Origin of the sequence: Pseudomonas sp. MD195_PC81_125 (genome assembly GCF_014060985.1) — a bacterium.
Lineage (GTDB): Bacteria > Pseudomonadota > Gammaproteobacteria > Pseudomonadales > Pseudomonadaceae > Aquipseudomonas > Aquipseudomonas parakoreensis.
The window spans coordinates 1-20270 of sequence record NZ_JABULD010000202.1; the positions used below are offsets into that span (position 1 = coordinate 1).

The 20270-nt window shown below is 61.3% G+C and carries 11 protein-coding genes and 1 pseudogene; 9 read left to right on the forward strand and 3 right to left on the reverse strand.

From position 1 onward, the window contains the following. Window positions 1-91 precede the first annotated feature (91 nt). From HT737_RS08630 to HT737_RS08640, 3 genes are all read right to left on the reverse strand, one after another. On the reverse strand, window positions 92-841 hold the full coding sequence (locus HT737_RS08630) for an enoyl-CoA hydratase-related protein (RefSeq protein WP_182402231.1): 750 nt from the start codon (window positions 839-841) through the stop codon (window positions 92-94). 183 nt (window positions 842-1024) lie between these two features. After that, complete coding sequence (locus tag HT737_RS08635; protein WP_182402234.1) at window positions 1025-1960, reverse strand: iron-sulfur-binding ferredoxin reductase; 936 nt, start codon at window positions 1958-1960, stop codon at window positions 1025-1027. Further along, the gene (locus HT737_RS08640) at window positions 1953-3059 is read right to left on the reverse strand and encodes a GGDEF domain-containing protein (protein ID WP_108183636.1); all 1107 of its coding nucleotides are present in this window, start codon (window positions 3057-3059) and stop codon (window positions 1953-1955) included. The genes HT737_RS08635 and HT737_RS08640 overlap by 8 nt, the downstream gene beginning before the upstream one ends. A 449-nt stretch (window positions 3060-3508) precedes the next feature. Between HT737_RS08640 and HT737_RS08645 the strand changes: the two genes are divergently transcribed. The 9 genes and pseudogenes from HT737_RS08645 (at window position 3509) to HT737_RS08675 (ending at window position 20178) form a co-directional block, all read left to right on the forward strand. Beyond that, a complete protein-coding gene (locus tag HT737_RS08645; protein ID WP_027612504.1) occupies window positions 3509-5032 on the forward strand; it encodes a fumarate hydratase in 1524 nt (507 codons plus the stop codon). Window positions 5033-5202: 170 nt separating this feature from the next. Next, window positions 5203-5688: a SpvB/TcaC N-terminal domain-containing protein gene (locus HT737_RS31775; protein ID WP_306287189.1), complete on the forward strand. Its 486-nt coding sequence runs from the start codon at window positions 5203-5205 to the stop codon at window positions 5686-5688. Window positions 5689-5708: 20 nt separating this feature from the next. Further along, entirely contained in the window at window positions 5709-8468 is a 2760-nt protein-coding gene (locus tag HT737_RS31780) for a SpvB/TcaC N-terminal domain-containing protein (protein ID WP_306287191.1), read from the forward strand. Beyond that, complete coding sequence (locus HT737_RS31785) at window positions 8407-9738, forward strand: hypothetical protein (protein WP_306287190.1); 1332 nt, start codon at window positions 8407-8409, stop codon at window positions 9736-9738. Before HT737_RS31780 ends, HT737_RS31785 begins: the two co-directional genes overlap by 62 nt. Continuing rightward, entirely contained in the window at window positions 9738-11987 is a 2250-nt protein-coding gene (locus HT737_RS08655) for an RHS repeat-associated core domain-containing protein (protein ID WP_182402236.1), read from the forward strand. The genes HT737_RS31785 and HT737_RS08655 overlap by 1 nt, the downstream gene beginning before the upstream one ends. A 555-nt stretch (window positions 11988-12542) precedes the next feature. Further along, window positions 12543-15365 carry an RHS repeat domain-containing protein gene (locus HT737_RS08660; RefSeq protein ID WP_182402238.1) on the forward strand — a complete coding sequence of 941 codons (2823 nt, stop codon included), beginning with the start codon at window positions 12543-12545 and terminating at the stop codon, window positions 15363-15365. A gap of 78 nt (window positions 15366-15443) precedes the next feature. Then, window positions 15444-17204 carry an ATP-binding protein gene (locus HT737_RS08665; RefSeq protein WP_047296110.1) on the forward strand — a complete coding sequence of 587 codons (1761 nt, stop codon included), beginning with the start codon at window positions 15444-15446 and terminating at the stop codon, window positions 17202-17204. Further along, window positions 17204-18536, forward strand: a pseudogene (locus tag HT737_RS08670) (sigma-54-dependent transcriptional regulator). Before HT737_RS08665 ends, HT737_RS08670 begins: the two are co-directional and overlap by 1 nt. A gap of 322 nt (window positions 18537-18858) precedes the next feature. After that, a complete protein-coding gene (locus HT737_RS08675; RefSeq protein ID WP_047296114.1) occupies window positions 18859-20178 on the forward strand; it encodes an MFS transporter in 1320 nt (439 codons plus the stop codon). Window positions 20179-20270: the final 92 nt, after the last annotated feature.

The following is a 20270-nucleotide window of genomic DNA, read 5'->3' on the forward strand; positions in this document are numbered from 1 at the left end:
GGCCAGGCGGTGATCACAGATCTTGCATCCACCACAAAAAACTGTGGGAGCTGGCTTGCCAGCGATGAGGCCAGCCCGGCCAGCGAGAATCTCAATGCCGCTTGATAAACCCGGTCAATGCCGCCAACGCCTCCGGCGAGCGCAAGCGCTGGGTGAACAGCGCGCCCTCCTCCTCGATCACCTTACGGATCATTTCGCGATCCGGCGCCCTCATCAATTGCTTGCTGATGCGCACCGCGTCCGGCGGCAATTCGTCGAAACGCAGAGCCATTTCCCGGGCCTTGTTCTGCGCCGCTTCGCCACTGCCCAGCGCCTCGCTGGCGATGCCCCACTGCGCGGCCTGCTCACCGCTGAAACCTTCACCGAGCAACAACAACTCGGCCGCTTTGGCCTGCCCGAGCAAACGCGGCAGGATCAGGCTGGAACCGAACTCCGGACACAGCCCCAGATTGACGAACGGCATGCGCAACCGCGCATCGCGGCTGACGTAGACCAGATCGCAATGCAGCAATAACGTGGTGCCGATGCCCACGGCAGCACCGGCCACGGCGGCAACCACTGGTTTACGGCATTCGAGCAGATTGAGCATGAAGTGGAACACCGGGCTGTCGAGGTCGCTCGGCGGTTGCTGGATGAAGTCGGCGATGTCGTTGCCGGCGGTGAAGCATTCGGCGCTGCCAGTGATCAGCACGGCATTGATTTCAGGATCGCTGTCGGCCTGCTTCAGGGCCTCGGCAAGGCGACTGTACATCGCGCGGGTCAGGGCGTTTTTCTTGTCCGGGCGGTTGAGGCGCAGGGTAAGCAAACCGCGTTCGCGTTCCAGCAGGATGGCTTCGGTCATCAGCGTTACTCAACATTAAAAAGGGCTGACAAAGTTCTTTTTTGGTGATGCAAAACTTTTGTGGTGAGGGGATTTATCCCCGATTGAGTGCGCAGCGCTCACAAAATCCTGGGGCCGCTGCGCAGCCGTCGGGGATAAATCCCCTCGCCACAGGGTTCCGCCTTGCTCCAAAAGGATCAGCGCTTAACGGCGGGACAAAAACACATCGGCCAGCAGTTGATTGCGCGGCAGTCCGGCCAGGTACAGACGCTTGGCAAAGGCCTCGACGCTGGCAGTCGAGCCGCAGACTAAGGCCAGTGTCTGCCGGGAAACAAGGCGCAGTTGCGCCAAAGCGGCGGCTGACTCGGCCGCCGTCCATAGCTCGACGCTGAGGTTTTCGCGCTGCGCAGCGAGCGCCGCCAGAGGTTTGGCCAGATAGTGCTCACGCGCGTCATGGGCCAGATGAATAAGGCGGATGGCGCCTTGGTGATCCTGACGCAAGGCTTCGCGCAGCACGCCGAACAACGGCCCCAGCCCGGTGCCGGCGGCCAGCAGCCACAGCGGGCGGGCGTGCCAGTCCGGGTCGTAATGCAGGGCGCCGCCGCTCAGCTCGCCGAGGCGGATCGGGTCGCCGATCTGCAGGCGCCGCGCCGCATCGCTGAATTCGCCGGGCTGCCGACAGTCGAGGTGGAATTCGAGATAGCGGTCTTCCTGCGGCAGGCTCGCCAGCGAATATGGCCGGGCGATGTGCTTGATCCACAACACCAGATGCTGCCCGGCGCTGTAGCGCAGCGGTCGTTGCGGGGTCAGGCGCAAACGCAGTACGTTGTCGCTGAGCCAGTCCAGCGCCTCGACCAGCGCCGGGCGACCGTCAGTGAGCGGGTCGAACGTGTGCACGTGCAAGTCTTGCGTGACCTGGCACTGACAGGCCAGTCGCCAGCCTTCCTGGCGCTGTTCGGCACTCAAGGCGTCCGGACGACTGTCGGTGGGCAAGCCGTTCACGCACTGCACCAGACAGGCATGGCAACTGCCGGCGCGGCAACTGTAAGGCACCGCGACGCCGTGCTGATTCAGCGCGTCGAGCAAATTGCTGCCCGCCGCCACCGACCATTGCCGGTCACCGACCCTAAGTTCAGGCATCTACATTCTCCCATGCCGCGGCACAGCGATTGCGCCCGTCGCGCTTGGCCCGGTACAGCGCCTGATCGGCGCGCTGCAAGGCGTCGTCCAGATCATCACCCAGTTCCAGCAGGGTCATGCCTGCCGACAGGCTGAGGTTGCGCACGTTCAGCCCCACCAGTTCGACATCAGTGAAAGCAATGCGCAGGCGTTCACAACAAGCCGTCAGGCGTTCGGCATCGCAGTCGGGCAGCAACACCACGAATTCCTCGCCACCGTAACGCGCCAGTACGTCGCCGTCACGCAGGCAGGCACCCGCCACACCGGCGAAGGCCTGCAACACCTGATCGCCGGCGGCATGACCGTGCAAATCGTTGATGCGCTTGAAATGGTCGAGATCGATCAGCGCCAGGCCGTGAACCACACCCGGCTCCATGTCGTCGAGTTCGCGGGAAGCCAGACGCAGAAAATGCCGGCGGTTGAACAGCCCGGTCAACTCATCGGTGGCCACCAGATCTTCGAGCTGGCGCATCATCCCGCGCAGGGTGTCCTGATGCGCCTGCAGGGCAAACCGGCGCTGGCGCATGCGTTGCCGTGACACCTGGACAAAGCGTGCGTAGATCACCAGCCAGGCCAGCACCATCGCCAGAATGCACACCTGCAACGCCGCCATTGCCGGATCCGGCAGACGGAAGTGATAGCCGTCCCAGAGGGTGATCGCACAGAAACTGAAGAACACCAGCAGCGCGCAACGAATGAACGCGCGCCGGGATAAATGAAACAGGCCGAACAACAGGATCAGCACGTAGAACACCAGAAACGCGCCACGTGCTTCGTCCAGATGAGCGATCAGCCAGGTCTGCCAGCCGAGCCCGAGCAGCACTTGCGCTTCGGTCAGGCTGGGGTCGGCAAAGCGCTGATTGTGCCCGGACCAGAACAGCGCAAACAACGTGGCCTGGCAGATCACCACCAGCGCACTGCCGATGGCCACGCTGTTCAATGATTGCGGGTAATGTCCGGTGAAAAATGCCAGCCACAACAACAGCAAAGCCAATCCATAGGTGGCCGCAGCGAGGGCGAAGCGTTTGAGCAAAAGACGTTGAATGGCGTTATGGGTCAATCGTTGACTCACCGTGCGATAGGAGGCTGACCGAGTGTCCTACTCTACAGACCGGATGCCACTTTAGAGGGGCGGTCGATAAATGACCACCGATTTTCGGCGCCAAAAATTGACGTCAAATGCATGACCCATCAATGCCCCATGAAGACCTGTGGTGAGGGGATTTATCCCCGATGGGGCGCGAAGCGGCCCCCTGTAATCCCTCAGACAAACCGGGTGCACAGGATTTACGGCTGCTGCGCAGCCGATCGGGGATAAATCCCCTCGCCACAATGTTTATCCGACCAAAAGCCAATGTGTGCCCACCACCGAGGCGCGGTATACTGCCGCGCCTTTTTAGCGTCGCGCCAGCAGCCCCGGCGTGCCTTGAAAGGTGCTTGCAACCGACCGATGCACCCAAGCTGCAAGCACCTTATTGAATGTTCCCGTCTTTTAGAGGAGCGCGACTCATGACCGTGATCAAGCAAGATGACCTGATTCAGAGCGTTGCCGACGCCCTGCAATTCATTTCCTACTACCACCCCGTGGATTTCATCCAGGCGATGCACGAAGCCTACCTGCGCGAAGAATCGCCAGCGGCCCGTGATTCGATCGCACAGATCCTGATCAACTCGCGCATGTGCGCCACCGGCCACCGCCCGATCTGCCAGGACACCGGCATCGTCACCGTGTTCGTACGTGTGGGCATGGACGTACGTTGGGATGGCGCGACCATGAGCCTGGACGACATGATCAACGAAGGCGTGCGCCGCGCCTACAACCTGCCAGAAAACGTCCTGCGAGCCTCGATCCTCGCCGACCCGGCGGGCGCTCGCAAAAACACCAAGGACAACACCCCGGCGGTCATCCACTACTCCATCGTCCCGGGCAACACCGTGGAAGTGGACGTGGCGGCCAAGGGCGGCGGTTCCGAGAACAAGTCGAAAATGGCCATGCTCAACCCGTCCGACTCGATCGTTGACTGGGTACTGAAGACCGTTCCAACCATGGGCGCCGGCTGGTGCCCACCAGGCATGCTCGGCATCGGCATCGGCGGCACCGCCGAGAAAGCCGCGGTCATGGCCAAGGAAGTGTTGATGGAATCCATCGACATCCACGAACTCAAAGCCCGTGGCCCGCAGAACCGTATCGAAGAGATCCGTCTGGAGCTGTTCGAGAAGGTCAACCAGCTGGGCATCGGCGCCCAGGGTCTCGGTGGCCTGACCACCGTGCTCGACGTGAAGATCATGGACTACCCGACGCACGCCGCTTCGTTGCCGGTGTGCATGATCCCGAACTGCGCCGCCACCCGTCACGCGCACTTCGTGCTCGACGGTTCTGGCCCGGCATCGCTGGAAGCGCCATCGCTGGATGCCTACCCGGAAATCGTCTGGGAAGCCGGCCCGTCGGCCCGTCGCGTCAACCTCGACACCCTGACCCCGGAAGAAGTGCAGAGCTGGAAGCCGGGCGAAACCGTCCTGCTCAACGGCAAGATGCTCACCGGTCGCGACGCGGCGCACAAGCGCATGGTCGAGATGCTGAACAAGGGTGAAACCCTGCCGGTGGATCTGAAAGGTCGCTTTATCTACTACGTCGGCCCGGTGGATCCGGTCGGTGACGAAGTGGTGGGCCCGGCAGGCCCGACCACCGCGACGCGGATGGACAAGTTCACCCGTCAGATCCTGGAGCAGACCGGCCTGCTGGGCATGATCGGCAAGTCCGAGCGTGGCCCGACCGCGATCGAAGCGATCAAGGACAACAAGGCTGTGTACCTGATGGCCGTGGGCGGTGCCGCTTACCTGGTGGCCCAGGCCATCAAGAAGTCCAAGGTGCTGGCCTTCGCCGAACTGGGCATGGAAGCGATCTACGAGTTCGAGGTCAAGGACATGCCGGTCACCGTCGCGGTGGACAGCAACGGTGAGTCGGTACACATCACCGGCCCGGCGATCTGGCAGCAGAAGATCGCCGAAAGCCTGGCGGTAGAAGTGCAGTAAGCGTTTCGCAGCATGAACAAGGCCGGCCCGTCATCTGACGGGCCGGCCTTTTTTTGTGCCCTGCACATTCAAAGCCCTTTGGCACCTGTCAGATCTGACAGGTTACGTACTTCTCACTTGTTGGTAGCGTCTGTCCACGCACGTGCTTCGCGTGTGCAATGGATCCGACCATGGCCGATCAAGAGCTGAGCATCATCACCCCGTCCATCGCCAGCAGCGCGTCGATCACAACGATCGGCAAAAGCTGGGGGGCAGTGGGTGCCACTGGCGCGGCTACATTTGAACTGCCACTGCCGCTATCCGCCGGACGTGGCTGGGATCCGCAACTGTCGCTGACGTACAGCAGTCAGACCGGCAACGGGCCGTTCGGCATCGGCTGGAGCCTGGGCATTGCTCAGATCAGCCGTGGTACCGCAAAAGGGGTACCGCGTTATAGCGATCTCGATGAAATCATCGGTGATGATGGTGAGGTGTGGCTGCTGGAACTCAACGACGACGGCACAGTAAAGTCGCGCCTTGAAAAATCCTACAACGGAATTGAAGTCGGCTATCACAACGTCGTGCGTTACTGGCCGCGGGTCGAACGTGACTTTGCGCTCCGCGAGCGCTGGCAACGGGGCGACAAAAAACGGCAGCCGAGCCACCCTTCTGGCTGATCCACGGCGCGGACGGTTCACTGCAGGTATACGGCAAGACCCGCGCCTCGCGCCGGGCCGATCCGGACGATGCACTTCGCGTCGGCAGTTGGTTGTTGTGCGAGAGCATGAACCCGCTTGGCGAGCACATCTGCTTTGCCTATCTGGCCGATGATCAGGACCTCGACCCGATTCACGATTACCGCGCCCAGCGCTACTTGCGCGCGGTGTTCTATGGCAACGTCACGGCCAGCCAGCATTTGTACAGCTGGATAGTGGAGGATCCGGCCGAACTGGATTGGCATTTCCATCTGTTGTTCGATTACGGCGAGCGCACCCGTTCACTGACAGAGGCTCCGGTGTACGCTGGCGACAGCCTGGCTGTCTGGGATAAACGCCGGGATCCGTTCTCCACCTTCGGTCAGGGTTTCGAGCTGGGTACGCGGCGCCTGTGCCGACAAATCCTGATGTTCCACAACTTCTCGCGGCCTGCCGGTGCGGATCCACTGCTGGTGCGGCGGCTGCTGCTCGAATACCCGTCACCCTCCGATCCGTGGACTTACAACCGGATCAACGCCGCTCACTATCAGGCCTTCGATGCCAGCGGCGCGCTGGAGACGACACCGCCGGTGGAGTTTGATTACTCGCCCTTCGCGATCAATAAAATCCCGACCCGGATGTTTGCCGAAGACAATATGCCGGGCGTTGAGGATGGCCAGTTTTACCAGTGCCTCGACCTGTACGGCGAAGGTCTACCGGGATTTCTCTGCCGCTACGATCAGTGCTGGTATTACCGCGAACCGCTTCGTGCAATGGCGGGACCTGACGCCATCACCTATGCGCCCTGGACTGAACTGGAACAGATCCCGGTGGCCAGACGCGACGGCGCCGCCCGGCAGATCTTGCTCGACCTGACCGGCAACGGGCGACTGGACTGGAGCGTTGCCGAACCGGGCATCAGCGGATATCGCACGTTGAATGCCGACCGCAGCTGGGCGCCATTCATCGCGTTTAACGGCATGCCGCTGGAATTTTTCAACACACTTTCGCAGCTCGGCGACCTGGTCGGTGACGGCCTCAACTCGCTGGCACTGATCGGTCCGCGCGCGGTGCGCTTGTATGCCAATCGCCGGGAGCAGGGATTTTCCAGCGCCGAAGAGGTGCCTCGCGAAGACAATGAGGACAGTCTGCCGCTGTTCGGCAACGCCCCCACAGAACTGGTGTTTCTGGGCAACATGCTCGGCAGTGACATGAGCGAGCTGTGCCGGATCCGGCACAACGAAATCAAATGCTGGCCCAATCTGGGGCATGGCAAATTCGGCGAAGGCCGGGTGATCAGTGCCCTGCCCTTCCTGTACGACGAATTCAACGTCGAGCAACTGCGGATCGCCGACCTCGACGGCTCCGGCGCACCGGCCTTGATATATCTGAAAACCGCCGGCTTCGAGATCTACCTCAATCGCGGCGGCAATGGCCTGGAACAGACGCCCGTCTTCGTGCCGTGGCCGCCAGGCGTGAGTTACGACCGTCTGTGTCAGGTCACTTTCGCCGACCTGCAAGGCCTGGGTTGTGCCAGCCTGATCCTGACGGTGCCGCACATGACCCCGCAGCACTGGCGCTACGACTTCGTCGCAGCCAAGCCTTATTTGCTGACCGCGACCAACAACAACATGGGCTGCGCCACGCAGGTGGTCTACCGCAGCTCTGCCCAGGAATGGCTGGATGAAAAGCAGCAGTGGCGAGTCGAGCATCCCGGGGAAATACCGGTGTGCCATTTACCGTTCGCGGTTCAAGTCGTCAGCCGGCAACGCCAACTGGATGAAATTACCGGCAATTGCCTGACTCAATCGTGCGTCTATCGCGAAGGCGTCTACGACAGCACCGAGCGTGAATTTCGTGGTTTCGGTCACCTGCAGCAGACCGACAGCGAACGTTCGGCGGGCGATGACGAAGCTGGCTTCACAGCACCGGTGCGGGTCTGTACCTGGTTCTTGACCGGGCAGGCGATGGATCGATCAAGGTACGGCTACTTCGACGGTGACCGTGACGCAGTTGATTTGCGACCCACCGTCTTCAGTCGCTATCACCCCGGTGATGAATACGATGAACCCGTAACGCCAGAGGACGAAGGCGTACGCCATGCAATCGCGCGCGCGCTGGTCGGCGCCGTCGCCCGCATCGAAACCTGGACCGGCACTGACGAGCCGGCCAATACACGGCTCTGTGCGGTAGAGGAGTTTCGTTATCGGGTGCGAGATGTCTTGCCCGCGGGGCAGCGGGGATCGGCAGCCGTGTTGCTGGTACAGCCCCTGGAAAAACTTAGCTATCAGTACGATGGTTTCATTGACGACCCGTTGTGCCGTCATGAAATCTTGCTCGCCAGCAGCGAATACGGCCACGCCACTCACAGCCTGACCATCAGTTATGCACGACGGCGCCTGCCTGACGATCCCCCGCCTTTCAGCGACCCCGACGAGCAACAGTGGTGGCGGGACGCGCATGACCCGGCGCAGCGTTTTTTTTTATCTCGACGAAACACGCGCACGCTCGATCAATCTGGACAGGAACCCGCAACAATGGCGCCTCCACCTGCCCTGGCAGCAACGCCGCAATGCCCTGGTATTGCCCAACGGCGACCTGCCATCGGGTCTCAACCCGCAAGAGACAAACTGGGAGTCACTCAAGGAACATGTCCGCTCGCCCGAGTGGAATGCCCTGCGGGTGCTGACCGGACAAACCGTGCAGCGCTATATCAAGACAGAAGACGGCAGTCTGCTGCCCGACGGCTCGGCAGAATTTGAAGCGCTGACAGGGCCGCTGGAAATGGCCAGCTTTGACAAGACGGCCCTCGCCGCCTACGACGTTCTGCCGCCACCGTTCGATATCCTGCAGGAGCTGGCGAACATCGGTTACACACCCATGCCGCTACTGTTCGACGACACGGCGGTAAACGCGAACGCCGAAAGCCTTTGGTCCGCGCATTACAACTACGCGAAGTACGCCGAGGCCAAGGATTTCTTTCGGGTCCTTGCGTATCGCGAAACCCTGAGCCACGGCTGGACCGAGGCGCAATACGACGAGTATCGCCTGCTGGTCATCAGCGTCGAACTGCCGGATGGCTGCATCACCCGCTGCGAATACGATCGCCATGCTCTGCAGCCAGTGCGCATCATCGATGCCAACGAGAACATTCAGGAAGCGCTCTATGCACCTTCCGGCCAACCTTTTGCGACCAGCTTCCATGGCACAGAAAACGCTGTCGCTGCCGGTTTTCGACCGCTCGACGAATACGTTCGCCCAGTAGATCCAGGCCCGGACGCCGCGATTGCCAACCCGCAGGCGACCGTACAAAAAGCGGCCAGCACCTTGCACAGGGATTTGTTCAGCTGGATGGGACGGTTGCCGACACAGGTCAACACAACGCCGCAACTGCTTGACCAATGGCTGGCCAGCGGCGATGTCTTGCCGAGCCTGCACATTCGCGCCAGCGCGCGCCGACGGCTGGCGCAATTGACGGCGCCGACACCCGCCGAACAGGCACTGCGTGAACTCATCAACGCGGTTGCGCGCACACCGGTGCACAGCGCGACGCTGAGTGCCGACCGCTATCCCGATGATCCGGTGGCGGCACAAGTGCAGATCACCATCAGCTACGTGGACGGTTTTGGCCGCGCGTTGCAAACCCTGCAACGGGTCGAACCCGGAATCGCCTGTGTAGTGGCCGCTGATGGGTCACTGATCGTCGATCGCGGACAGTTGCGCGAGGAACACGCCGAGTCACGCTGGCGGGTCAGTGCCCGGGTCGAATACAACAACAAGGGCCTGGCCGTGCGGCAGTTCCGGCCGTTTTTTGCCGACGCTCACGGTTACGTCAATGATCAATCGCTGCGACGGTACGGCTACTTCGATCAACTGTTCTATGACCCGCTGGGGCGTCCGGTCAAGCTGATCAACGCCAAAGGCTACTTTTCTCGCGAGACTTATCATCCGTGGTATCAGACCAGCGAAGACTTCAACGACACCGACGAAACCGCTGAGCAGGCGTCGGCTTCACCACGGATGCTGCACTGATGAGCGCCAATCTCCATCGGCGCACGCCATCGCTCGTCGTGATCGACGGTCGCGGCTTGCCGCTGCGTCAGGTTGGTTATCTGCGCGCACGGGCCGATGAGACGGCCCAGGCCCTGGTGACTCGCCAACAGCACGATATGGCCGGGCGTCTGGTGGCGCAGTTCGATCCACGCCTGAGCGGCCCGAGCACTACTCACCTCTACGACCTCAACGGCCAGCCACTCAAGGTCAGCAACGTCGACGCCGGCTGGCGCCTGAGTCTGCCCGGGCTGGCCGGGCAAACCGTGCAGCGCTGGGACGCGCGCGGCGTGCACTGGCGCAGCCGCTACGATGAGCTGCTGCGCCTGGTGGCGATCAGCAACAGCGCCGACACGCTCAGTGGCACCTTTACCTATGCCGATGCCAGTGCTCCGCCCGAGCACAACCAGCGCGGCCGATTACTGGAACAAATCGACCCGTCCGGCAGCCTGCACCTGACCAGCTACAGCCTGGCCGGTCAGACACTGCGCGAAAGCCGCACCTTTACCGATGCCCGGGAATTTCTCACTCAGCGTATTTTCAGCCCGCTGGACGCGATGCTGGAACAGACCGACGCTGGCGGCCATCGTCAGCAATTGCGCTACGACGTCGCCGGCCAACTCAAACAGTTACAACTGCTGCTGGCCGGCGACCACACCTGGCAGGAGGTGTTGCTCGACACGCAGTTCAACGCCGTCGGACAAATCATCAAACAACAGGCCGGCAATGGCATTGCCAGCGACTGGGACTACGAGCCAGGCACAGGGCGTCTGCAGCGGCAATGGGCGCGAAAAGGTGCGCAGCCACCCCTGCAGGACATCAGTTATGAATACGATCCGGTCGGCAACCCGACACGCATCCTCGACAACGTATTCACTCCCAGCTATTTCGCCAACCAGCGGGTCGACGGCGAACGCGCGTTTCATTACGACTCGTTGTATCGGCTGATCAGCGCCAGCGGTTACGACGATGCCACCCCCGGCGACATTCCCGGCCGACCGCAGCCCAGCGATCCCAGGGATCGGCGCAATTACCTGCAGACCTACCGCTACGATCACGGCGGCAACCTGACGCAACTGCGTCATGTGCGCGAAGGCGCCTGCCAGACCCGGTTGATGCATATCGACGCAGCAAGCAATCGCGGTGTGCGCTGGACAGAAGGTGATCCCGCACCGGATTTCGAACGGTTATTCGACCGCCACGGCAACCTGATGGCCCTGCAACCGGGACAGACATTACGCTGGGACGCCCGCGATCAACTGGCTTCGGTGACTCTGGTCCAACGCGAAAACGGCCCGGATGACGCCGAGTTCTATCACTACAGCCAAGGCGCGCGTGTCTACAAACGCCATGACACCTACAGCGGTTCTACCCGGCATTTCCACGAAGTGCGCTACCTGCCCGGACTGGAAATCCGCAGCAAGGACAACACGGAGCAACTGCACGTCATCAGTCTCGCCACCGGCGGCGGCCATGTCGTTTGCCTGCATTGGCTCAGCGGAAAACCGCCGGGCGTTGCCGACAACCAGTTGCGTTACACCCTCAATGACCACTTGGGCTCATGCGTGATGGAACTGGACCAGCAGGCGCGCCTGATCAGCCACGAAGGCTATTACCCGTTCGGTGCGACCGCGTGGATGAGCGCGCATTCGGCGGTTGAGATTGACTACAAGACGCTGCGCTATTCAGGCAAGGAAATGGATGTCAGCGGTTTGTATTACTACGGTGCGCGGTATTACGCGCCGTGGTTGCAACGATGGCTCAGTGCGGATCCGGCGGGAGATGTCGATGGGCCAAACCGGTTTGCGTTCGTGGGTAACAATCCGCTGCGCTATGTGGATCCTGACGGAAACAACAAGGCGGAAAGTGTGATCATGCTGTATTCAGCCTTTCTTTCCAGCGTCCAGGGACATTCCACGCAGGTGGCGGGGCAAATCCACAACATTCTCCATGAGGAGGGTGTGGCAATGAATCTGGCACTGAACATGGCAGGCGAAGTCGTGAGAGGGGTCGTCGGCTATGAGGGCGGTGTCGCAGGCGGCAAGCTGGTTGACCTGGTGATTCCCAATATGCCTGGCACCACGCCTTACACCACGACCGGGGGGGGTGATCGGCGGCAATATTGGCGGCGACTCCGCCACGGCCATGATAGATCCGATCGCCAACAGCGCCGGTCTCAGAACGGGCCCACTGATTCCGCAAACCTCGCAGATCTCGGTCAAGGCCATTGATCACAAGCTGGGCATCCGAGCAGGCGCCAAGGACATCAGCTCCTGGCGAAACGTGAAGGACGAGCTGATTCATCCGGGCCTGGATGCGGTACTCAACCCCTCCTTCATCATGGGCCGGCTCATGGCTTCGTGGATCTCGATCATCCCCGCAGCACAGAACATGTTTGCCCGGGCAGTAGAAGCAGAAGACATCAAAAACCGCCTTGATCCGGTAAAGATCCAGAAAATAGACACAATGCTCGATGACTGGAAATCGGCGGTAGAACAACGTGCCGGCTGGGCAGAAAATGCATTCGATGCGCTGGGCACCGACATCGTTTACCCGGCCAACTCACTGCCGAACATCAACCACATGACATCGGTAGAGACCCTGGCTCCCATCGCTCGCTCGGACCTGCGTCGTCTGACCCGTTTTACGCTGTCCACTATCAAGCGCTCTCAAGACATGATGACGGCGTACAAAGCGATGGGCACTACTGACAATCAGTTCTTGCTGGCGCAGCGCCGAACCCGGAAAAAGGCAGCCTGAATGATCCGTTTCTCAGAGGGGCGGGCATGAGTCCTTCAGTGCACTGGCGAACGCCCACCCTGTCGGCTCACGATCCCAGGGGGCTGCCGGCCAGAAACGTTGCTTATCTGCGGACGGTGGTGGACGCCGAAGTCCAATGCCAGATCACCCGCCAATGCTACGACCCCAACGGCCGTCTGATCGAACAATATGACCCACGGCTCCCGATGCCCTGCCTGACCACCGCCTACCGTCTGGACGGCGAACCACTGAAAGTCGACAGCGTCGATTCCGGCTGGCGCGTCAATCTGCCCGGTCTGGCCAATGAAGTGTTGCAACGCCAAGACCAGCGCGGCAAGCAATGGCGCTATCGATACGACCCGATGATGCGGTTGATCGCCGTCACTGAAGATGCGCAAGTCGACGTCGAGCGCTACAGCTATGCCGATCACAATGCCGACCCCGGGCATAACCTGCGCGGTGAGCTGAGCGAAAGCGCCGACCCGGGCGCCACGGTGATGGTCGACGGATACAGCCTGCATGGCAAGGCCATGGGTGAAACCCTTACGCTGTCTGGCGAGACGGCGGCGTTCATCACTCGTATGGATTTCGACGCACGCGGCAATGTGGTGCAAGTCACCGATGCCGGTGGTCACCGACAATGCTCCAGCTACGATGTCGCCGGCCAGTCCAGTCGGATATCACTGTGGATAGCCGGGGCTGACGCAGCGCAACCGGTGCTCGACGCTGCCGCATACAACGCCTCGGGCCAGCCGCTGGAACAACTGGCCGGCAATGGTGTTCGCAGCCGCCGCGTCTACGATCCTGCTGACGGTCGGCTGCTGCATCTGCTGGCCGGCAAGGATCAGGAAAAACCGCTGCAAGACTTGCGCTACACCTACGACTCGGTCGGCAATATCCTGCGTATCGAGGACCGCACCCTGGCCACGGTGTATTTTGCCAATCAGCGCGTCGAGGGTGATCGCCACTTTGTCTACGACTCGTTGTATCGGTTGAGCGAAAGTCGTGGCTTCGAAGGCGAGATCCCGCAGCAGTCACCCGGTTTACCGCAACCGATCCAGCCTGTGGATCCGGGACGACGCTACAACTACACCGAACATTATGCATATGACGCGGGAAACAACCTCGTCGAGCTTGTGCATGTGCGCGAAGGCCACAATTTCACTCAACTGATGAAGATCGACCCGAACAGCAATCGTGGGGTGCGCTGCAAATCCGCTGATCCCGACCCGGTGTTCAGCGATCACTTCGACGAGCACGGTAACCAGTTGAAACTGCAACCCGGCGCTCAGCCTCTGGCGTGGGACAGTCGTGATCAACTGACTCGCGTGACCTTGCTGCAACACAGCAACGGCTTGCCCGACGACGTTGAAACCTACCGTTACAGCCAAGGTGAGCGCATCTACAAGTGCTCGCTGAGCCACACCCCGTCCGTCACCCACCGTCACGAGGTACGTTACCTGCCAGGCCTGGAAATCCACAGCCGCAGTGACGGGCAGCAACTGCATGTCATCAATCTTCCAGGCGCACGTTGCCTGCACTGGCTCAATGGCCGACCGTCCGGCATCGAAGCCGATCAACTGCGCTATAACCTTGATGACCATCTTGGTTCTTGCGCACTGGAGCTTGATCGGCAAGCTGACGTGATCAGCCTGGAGCATTACTACGCATTTGGTGGAACCGCCTGGCTGGCGACGCGCTCGGCACTGGAAGTCGGCTACAAAACCATTCGCTATTCAGGCCGGGAAATGGACAGCAGCGGCCTTTATTACTATGGCGCACGCTATTACGCACCGTGGTTGCAACGCTGGGTCAGCGCTGATCCGGCCCTGGATATCGACGGGCTGAACCTGTATGCCTTTGTCGCCAACAATCCGATTGGCCACATCGACACCGACGGCCAGACCCTGGACAGGTTTATCGAAACCACCGCTCAGCGCGATCAGAGAAAGGCACTGAGCAAAGAGAAAAAGCAGCGTTACCGGGATCGGGTCAGCCTGTCACAACAGGTCGATCGTCATCTGAACATTCTGGCGCTGTCGCTGCGTCGCGGTCTGGATGCCCAGCAACAGGTACTCAACCAGCGCTCGACGGGGCAATTTGCCGGGGCCGTCCTGCGCCGCACCGGTGTACACCTGACCGGCCAAGTCGTGGCCTACGGCGGCGGCATTCTGGTCGGTATCGGCGCCCAGGCGCTGGGCGCCGTCGCTCCCGGCGCAGGTAACGTCGTAGGGATTGCAATGGGCATTGGCGCGAAGAAACTGATCAGCGGATTGTGGGATTACGCCGCAGAACGCACTGGCACCAGCGCGTCTGTCAAATTCAAGGCCAGCCGTCTGTCCAAAGAAAAAATTGTCGAGAAAGCCGAATATAAAACCATGGCACCGATCAATTACCTGCAGCAAAAGTACGCGAAAATGATCCCCGATACGCAGAAGGGCGTGCTCAAGGGCTCCAAGGAAGTGGCGTCCACTCTGATCAGTGTTGGCGCCAAGGAAATGCTGCCGCAAGCTGCCGCTGAAATCAGCGCCACGGCGGGGGCACTGTTGGGTGCAATTGAAATAGGCCATGAAATCGCCGGAGCAAGTCATGAGCTCAGCGCTGAAAAAATGGCCAAGGGCATCGCCAATGCGAGCGGCCTGATCGATTATTTGTCTGCCAACATGCTGGATATCGAAAAAGCCTTCGAGAGCGCAGGTTTGACGGCAATCAATACCTATGGGCTATTGGGCCGAAACGAAGGCGATACTCCGCAAAATCTATGGCAGGCCACGGCGGCCGTGATCTACGAGCTGGAATACACGCGCACGATATTGCGTTCCAGATCCCGTCAGTTCACTACGGTCTGATCCGCTGACACATGAAGCGAACAGGATCGCCGGCCCCATGCTATCGTGCCCGCCCGTCCCCTTATCCATCAGTCCAGCATGCTGCCGACTTCTCGTACCCTGCGTTTGACGTTGTACACCCTGCTGATCATTGCCGGTGCGGCCATCGCGGCGGCCCTTGCCATCCGCCACGCCGAGCGTCAGGCGCTGGAGGAAGACGCCACCCGTGCCAGCCAGCAATTGGCGTTGTATGCCAATTCACTGCATACCCTGATCGACCGCTACCGCGCCCTGCCCGCCGTGCTGGCGCTGGATCCGCAATTGCGCGGCGCGCTGGCCGGGCCAGTGGGTGCTGAGCAACAGAACGCGCTGAACCTGAAGCTGGAGCAGATCAACGGCGCGGCGCAGTCCTCGACCCTCGAACTGCTCGATCACACTGGCCTCGCGGTGGCCGCCAGCAACTGGCGCCTGCCAAGCAGTTACGTCGGCCACAACTACGGTTTTCGTCCGTACTTCAGCCAGACCCGCACTCAGGGCAGCGGGCGCTTTTATGCGGTGGGCGTGACCAGCGGCATTCCCGGTTATTTTCTGTCCAGCGCCGTGTTGGGCGACAACGCCGAGTTCCTCGGGGCGATGGTGGTCAAACTGGAGTTCCCCGAGCTTGAGCGCGAATGGAGCCAGGGCAGTGACACGTTACTGGTCAGCGATGCGCGCGGGATCATCTTCATCGCCAACCAGCCCGGCTGGCGCTACCGCTCATTAAGGCCGCTGGACAGCCGCGACATGGCCGAGATCAAGCGTACGCGGCAGTACGACAAACAATCGCTGGTCCCGCTGACGCATCTGTCGCTGCGTCACTTCGACGACAACAGCGACTTGCGCCGGGTCGAAGGCCCGGACGGAACGGCGGATTACTTGTGGGAATCGCTGCCGCTGACCACCGAAGGCTGGACCCTGCACCTGCTGCGCCGCCCGCAAGTGGCCTTCGAGGACTTGCGCAACGCCGGGCTGGCCGCCGCGGGAGTGTGGCTGGCGCTGGTGTTTCTGTTGCTGTTTCTCAATCAGCGCTGGCGTCTGTCGAAAGTCCGCCAGCGCAACCGCGAAGAACTCGAACAACTGGTGGAGGAACGCACCCGCGATCTGCGCACCGCGCAGGACGGTCTGGTGCAATCGGCCAAACTGGCGGCGCTGGGGCAAATGTCCGCCGCCCTGGCCCACGAAATCAATCAACCGCTGACTGCGCAACGCATGCAACTGGCGACCCTGCGCCTGCTGCTCGAGCATGGCCGTGTCGATGACGCCTACAAGGCGCTCAAACCGGTGGACGACATGCTCACGCGCATGGCGTCGCTCACCGGCCATCTGAAAACCTTCGCCCGCAAGAGCCCCAGCGGCCTGCGCGAACGCCTGGATCTGGCGACGGTGGTCGATCAATCGCTGCAATTGCTCGACGCCCGTCTGCGCGATGAACAGGTCAGCCTGGTGCTGCACCTGACGCGCCCGGCGTGGGTGCGCGGCGATGCGATCCGCCTCGAACAGGTGCTGATCAACCTGCTGCGCAACGCCCTCGATGCGATGCAAGGCAAACCGTGCAAGCGTCTGGAAATCCGTCTGGAGGCCGACGAACAGCTGTGGCGCCTGAGTGTGATCGACAATGGCGGCGGGATTGCCGAAGAACACCTGAATCAGGTGTTCGACCCGTTCTTCACCACCAAACCGGTCGGCGACGGTCTGGGGTTGGGGCTGGCGGTATCCTTCGCTATCGTGCACGAATCCGGCGGGCGTCTGAGCGTGGAAAATGGCGAAGCCGGTGCGGTGTTTGCCCTGACCCTGCCGATCGATCTGGAGGCACACCTCTGATGCTCAATTCAGTGATGGTCGTCGATGACGAAAGCAGCATTCGCAATGCCGTCGAGCAATGGCTGAGTCTTTCGGGGTTCGAGGTGCAGCTGTTCAGCCGCGCCGAAGATTGCCTCGCGGCCCTGCCGGCGCACTTTCCCGGGGTGATCCTCAGCGATGTACGCATGCCCGGGCTCAGTGGCCTGCAATTGCTGGCCGAAGTGCAGAAACGTGATGCCGATCTGCCGGTGATTCTGCTGACCGGTCACGGCGATGTGCCGATGGCGGTCGAAGCCATGCGTGACGGTGCCTACGACTTCCTGGAAAAACCGTTCAGCCCGGAGACCCTGCTTGGCAGCCTGCGCCGCGCACTCGACAAGCGTCGGCTGGTCCTGGAAAACCGCGCCCTGCACGAGCAAGCCGACCACCGCGCCCGCCTCGATGCGACGCTGCTCGGCGTGTCCCGTGGCATGCAGACCCTTGCGCCGCCAGGTGCTGGATCTGGCGGCGCTGCCGGTCAACGTGCTGATCCGTGGCGAAACCGGCAGCGGCAAGGAACTGATCGCGCGTTGCCTGCATGATTTCGGCCCGCGCGCCGACAAGCCCTTCGTCGCGCTGAACTGCGCGGCGATCCCCGAGCAGTTGTTCGAAGCCGAATTGTTCGGTCACGAAAGTGGCGCGTTCACCGGGGCTTCCGGCAAGCGTATCGGCAAGCTGGAATACGCCGACGGCGGCACGCTGTTTCTTGATGAAATCGAAAGCATGCCAATGGCCCAGCAAGTGAAATTGCTGCGAGTGCTGCAGGAACAGAAGCTGGAGCGCCTCGGGTCGAATCAGAGCATTCGTGTCGACTTGCGCATCGTTGCCGCGACCAAACCTGATCTGCTGGACGAGGCCCGGGCCGGACGTTTTCGCGAAGACCTGGCGTATCGTCTGAACGTCGCCGAGCTGCGTCTGCCGCCGCTGCGTGATCGGCGCGAAGACATCCCGCTGCTGTTCGAATCCTTCGCCTTCAGCGCCGCCCAGCGTCTGGGCCGCACCTTTGCGCCACTCTCCGGAGCGCAATTGAGTCACCTGCTCAGCCACGACTGGCCGGGCAACGTGCGGGAACTGGCCAACGTTGCCGAGCGCCAGGTACTGGGGCTGGATGAGCCGGTGCAGGGCATCGACCCCGGCCAGTCCCTCGCCGCGCAGCAGGAAGCGTTTGAAGCGCAGTGCCTGCGCGCAGCGCTGACCCGGCACAAGGGCGATGTGAAAGCGGTGCTGGAGGAGTTGCAGCTACCGCGCCGGACCTTCAATGAAAAGCTGCAGCGGCATGGGCTGAGTCGGGAGATGTTTGTTTCGGGCAGCTGAGTTTTGCAGTGTCTGATCGGGCCTCTTCGCGGGCAAGCCACGCTCCCACAGGGTTTTGTGCTGAACACAGAATGTGTGAACACCACCGACCACTGTGGGAGCGAGCCTGCTCGCGAAGGGGCCGGCACAGCCAACGATGATCCACCGGTCTGAATGAGCAATTTTCCGCTCACCACAATCCAGCCATAAGCGGATTTCCGCTCATTAAATCCCGCCACCCCGTCTAAACCGCCCCTCTCGCCGTTGGCACAGCTCCTGCTATAGCCCCGGCAGGCTGCGTTTTAACGCGCTCCACAAAAACAATTAAACGAAGGATCCTTCAATGGATAACTCCAACGCCCTGCCCCTTGGGTCGGCTGCCGCGCCCGCCAAAGCAAGAACCACCGCCAGCCGGATCAAATCGATCTTCAGCGGCTCGGTCGGCAACATGGTCGAGTGGTATGACTGGTACGTCTACGCCGCTTTCTCGCTGTACTTCGCCAAGACCTTCTTCCCCGCCGGTTCCACCACCGCGCAACTGATGAACACCGCCGCGATCTTCGCCGTGGGCTTCCTGATGCGTCCGATCGGTGGCTGGCTGATGGGCCTCTACGCCGACAAGGTCGGTCGCAAGAAAGCCTTGATGGCCTCGGTCTACCTGATGTGCTTCGGCTCCTTGCTGATCGCCCTCAGCCCGAACTACGAAACCATCGGCATCGGCGCGCCGATCCTGCTGGTGTTTGCCCGTTTGCTGCAGGGCCTGTCGGTGGGCGGCGAATACGGCACCTCGGCCACCTACCTGTCGGAGATGGCGACCAAGGAACGTCGCGGTTTCTTCTCCAGCTTCCAGTACGTGACCCTGATCTCCGGCCAGCTCATCGCGCTGGGCGTGCTGATCGTGCTGCAGAACCTGCTGACCACCGAACAGCTGTACGCGTGGGGCTGGCGTATTCCGTTCGCCATCGGCGCACTGTGCGCGGTCGTCGCGCTGTACCTGCGTCGCGGCATGGAAGAGACCGAGTCGTTCACCAAAAAAGAGAAGTCCAAGGAAAGCGCCATGCGCACCTTGCTGCGCCATCCGAAAGAGCTGCTCACCGTGGTAGGCCTGACCATGGGCGGTACGCTGGCGTTCTACACCTACACCACTTACATGCAGAAATACCTGGTGAACACCGTCGGCATGAGCATCTCCGACTCGACCACCATTTCCGCCGCCACGCTGTTCCTGTTCATGTGCCTGCAACCGATCATCGGTGGCCTGTCCGATAAAATCGGTCGACGTCCGATCCTGATCGCTTTCGGCGTGCTCGGTACGATCTTCACCGTGCCGATCCTGATGACCCTGCACACCATCCAGACCTGGTGGGGCGCGTTCTTCCTGATCATGGCCGCACTGATCATTGTCAGCGGCTACACCTCGATCAACGCCGTGGTGAAAGCCGAACTGTTCCCGACCGAAATCCGCGCGCTGGGCGTCGGTTTACCGTACGCACTGACCGTATCGATCTTCGGCGGCACCGCCGAATACATCGCACTGTGGTTCAAGAGCATCGGCATGGAAACCGGTTACTACTGGTACGTGACCGCGTGCATCGCGGTGTCGTTGCTGGTGTACATCACCATGAAAGACACGCAGAAACACTCGCGGATCGTGACGGACTGATCGGGCGTTAAAAGCAAAAGATCGCAGCCTCCGGCAGCTCCTACAGGGAAACGCATTCCCTTTCGTAGGAGCTGCCGGAGGCTGCGATCTTT

Coding starts and splice junctions, on each gene's coding strand:
- HT737_RS08630 (WP_182402231.1), bottom strand. CDS start 841: ATGACCGAAGCCATCCTGCTGGAACGCGAACGCGGTTTGCTTACCCTG.
- HT737_RS08635 (WP_182402234.1), bottom strand. CDS start 1,960: ATGCCTGAACTTAGGGTCGGTGACCGGCAATGGTCGGTGGCGGCGGGC.
- HT737_RS08645 (WP_027612504.1), top strand. CDS start 3,509: ATGACCGTGATCAAGCAAGATGACCTGATTCAGAGCGTTGCCGACGCC.
- HT737_RS31775 (WP_306287189.1), top strand. CDS start 5,203: ATGGCCGATCAAGAGCTGAGCATCATCACCCCGTCCATCGCCAGCAGC.
- HT737_RS08655 (WP_182402236.1), top strand. CDS start 9,738: ATGAGCGCCAATCTCCATCGGCGCACGCCATCGCTCGTCGTGATCGAC.
- HT737_RS08660 (WP_182402238.1), top strand. CDS start 12,543: ATGAGTCCTTCAGTGCACTGGCGAACGCCCACCCTGTCGGCTCACGAT.
- HT737_RS08665 (WP_047296110.1), top strand. CDS start 15,444: ATGCTGCCGACTTCTCGTACCCTGCGTTTGACGTTGTACACCCTGCTG.
- HT737_RS08675 (WP_047296114.1), top strand. CDS start 18,859: ATGGATAACTCCAACGCCCTGCCCCTTGGGTCGGCTGCCGCGCCCGCC.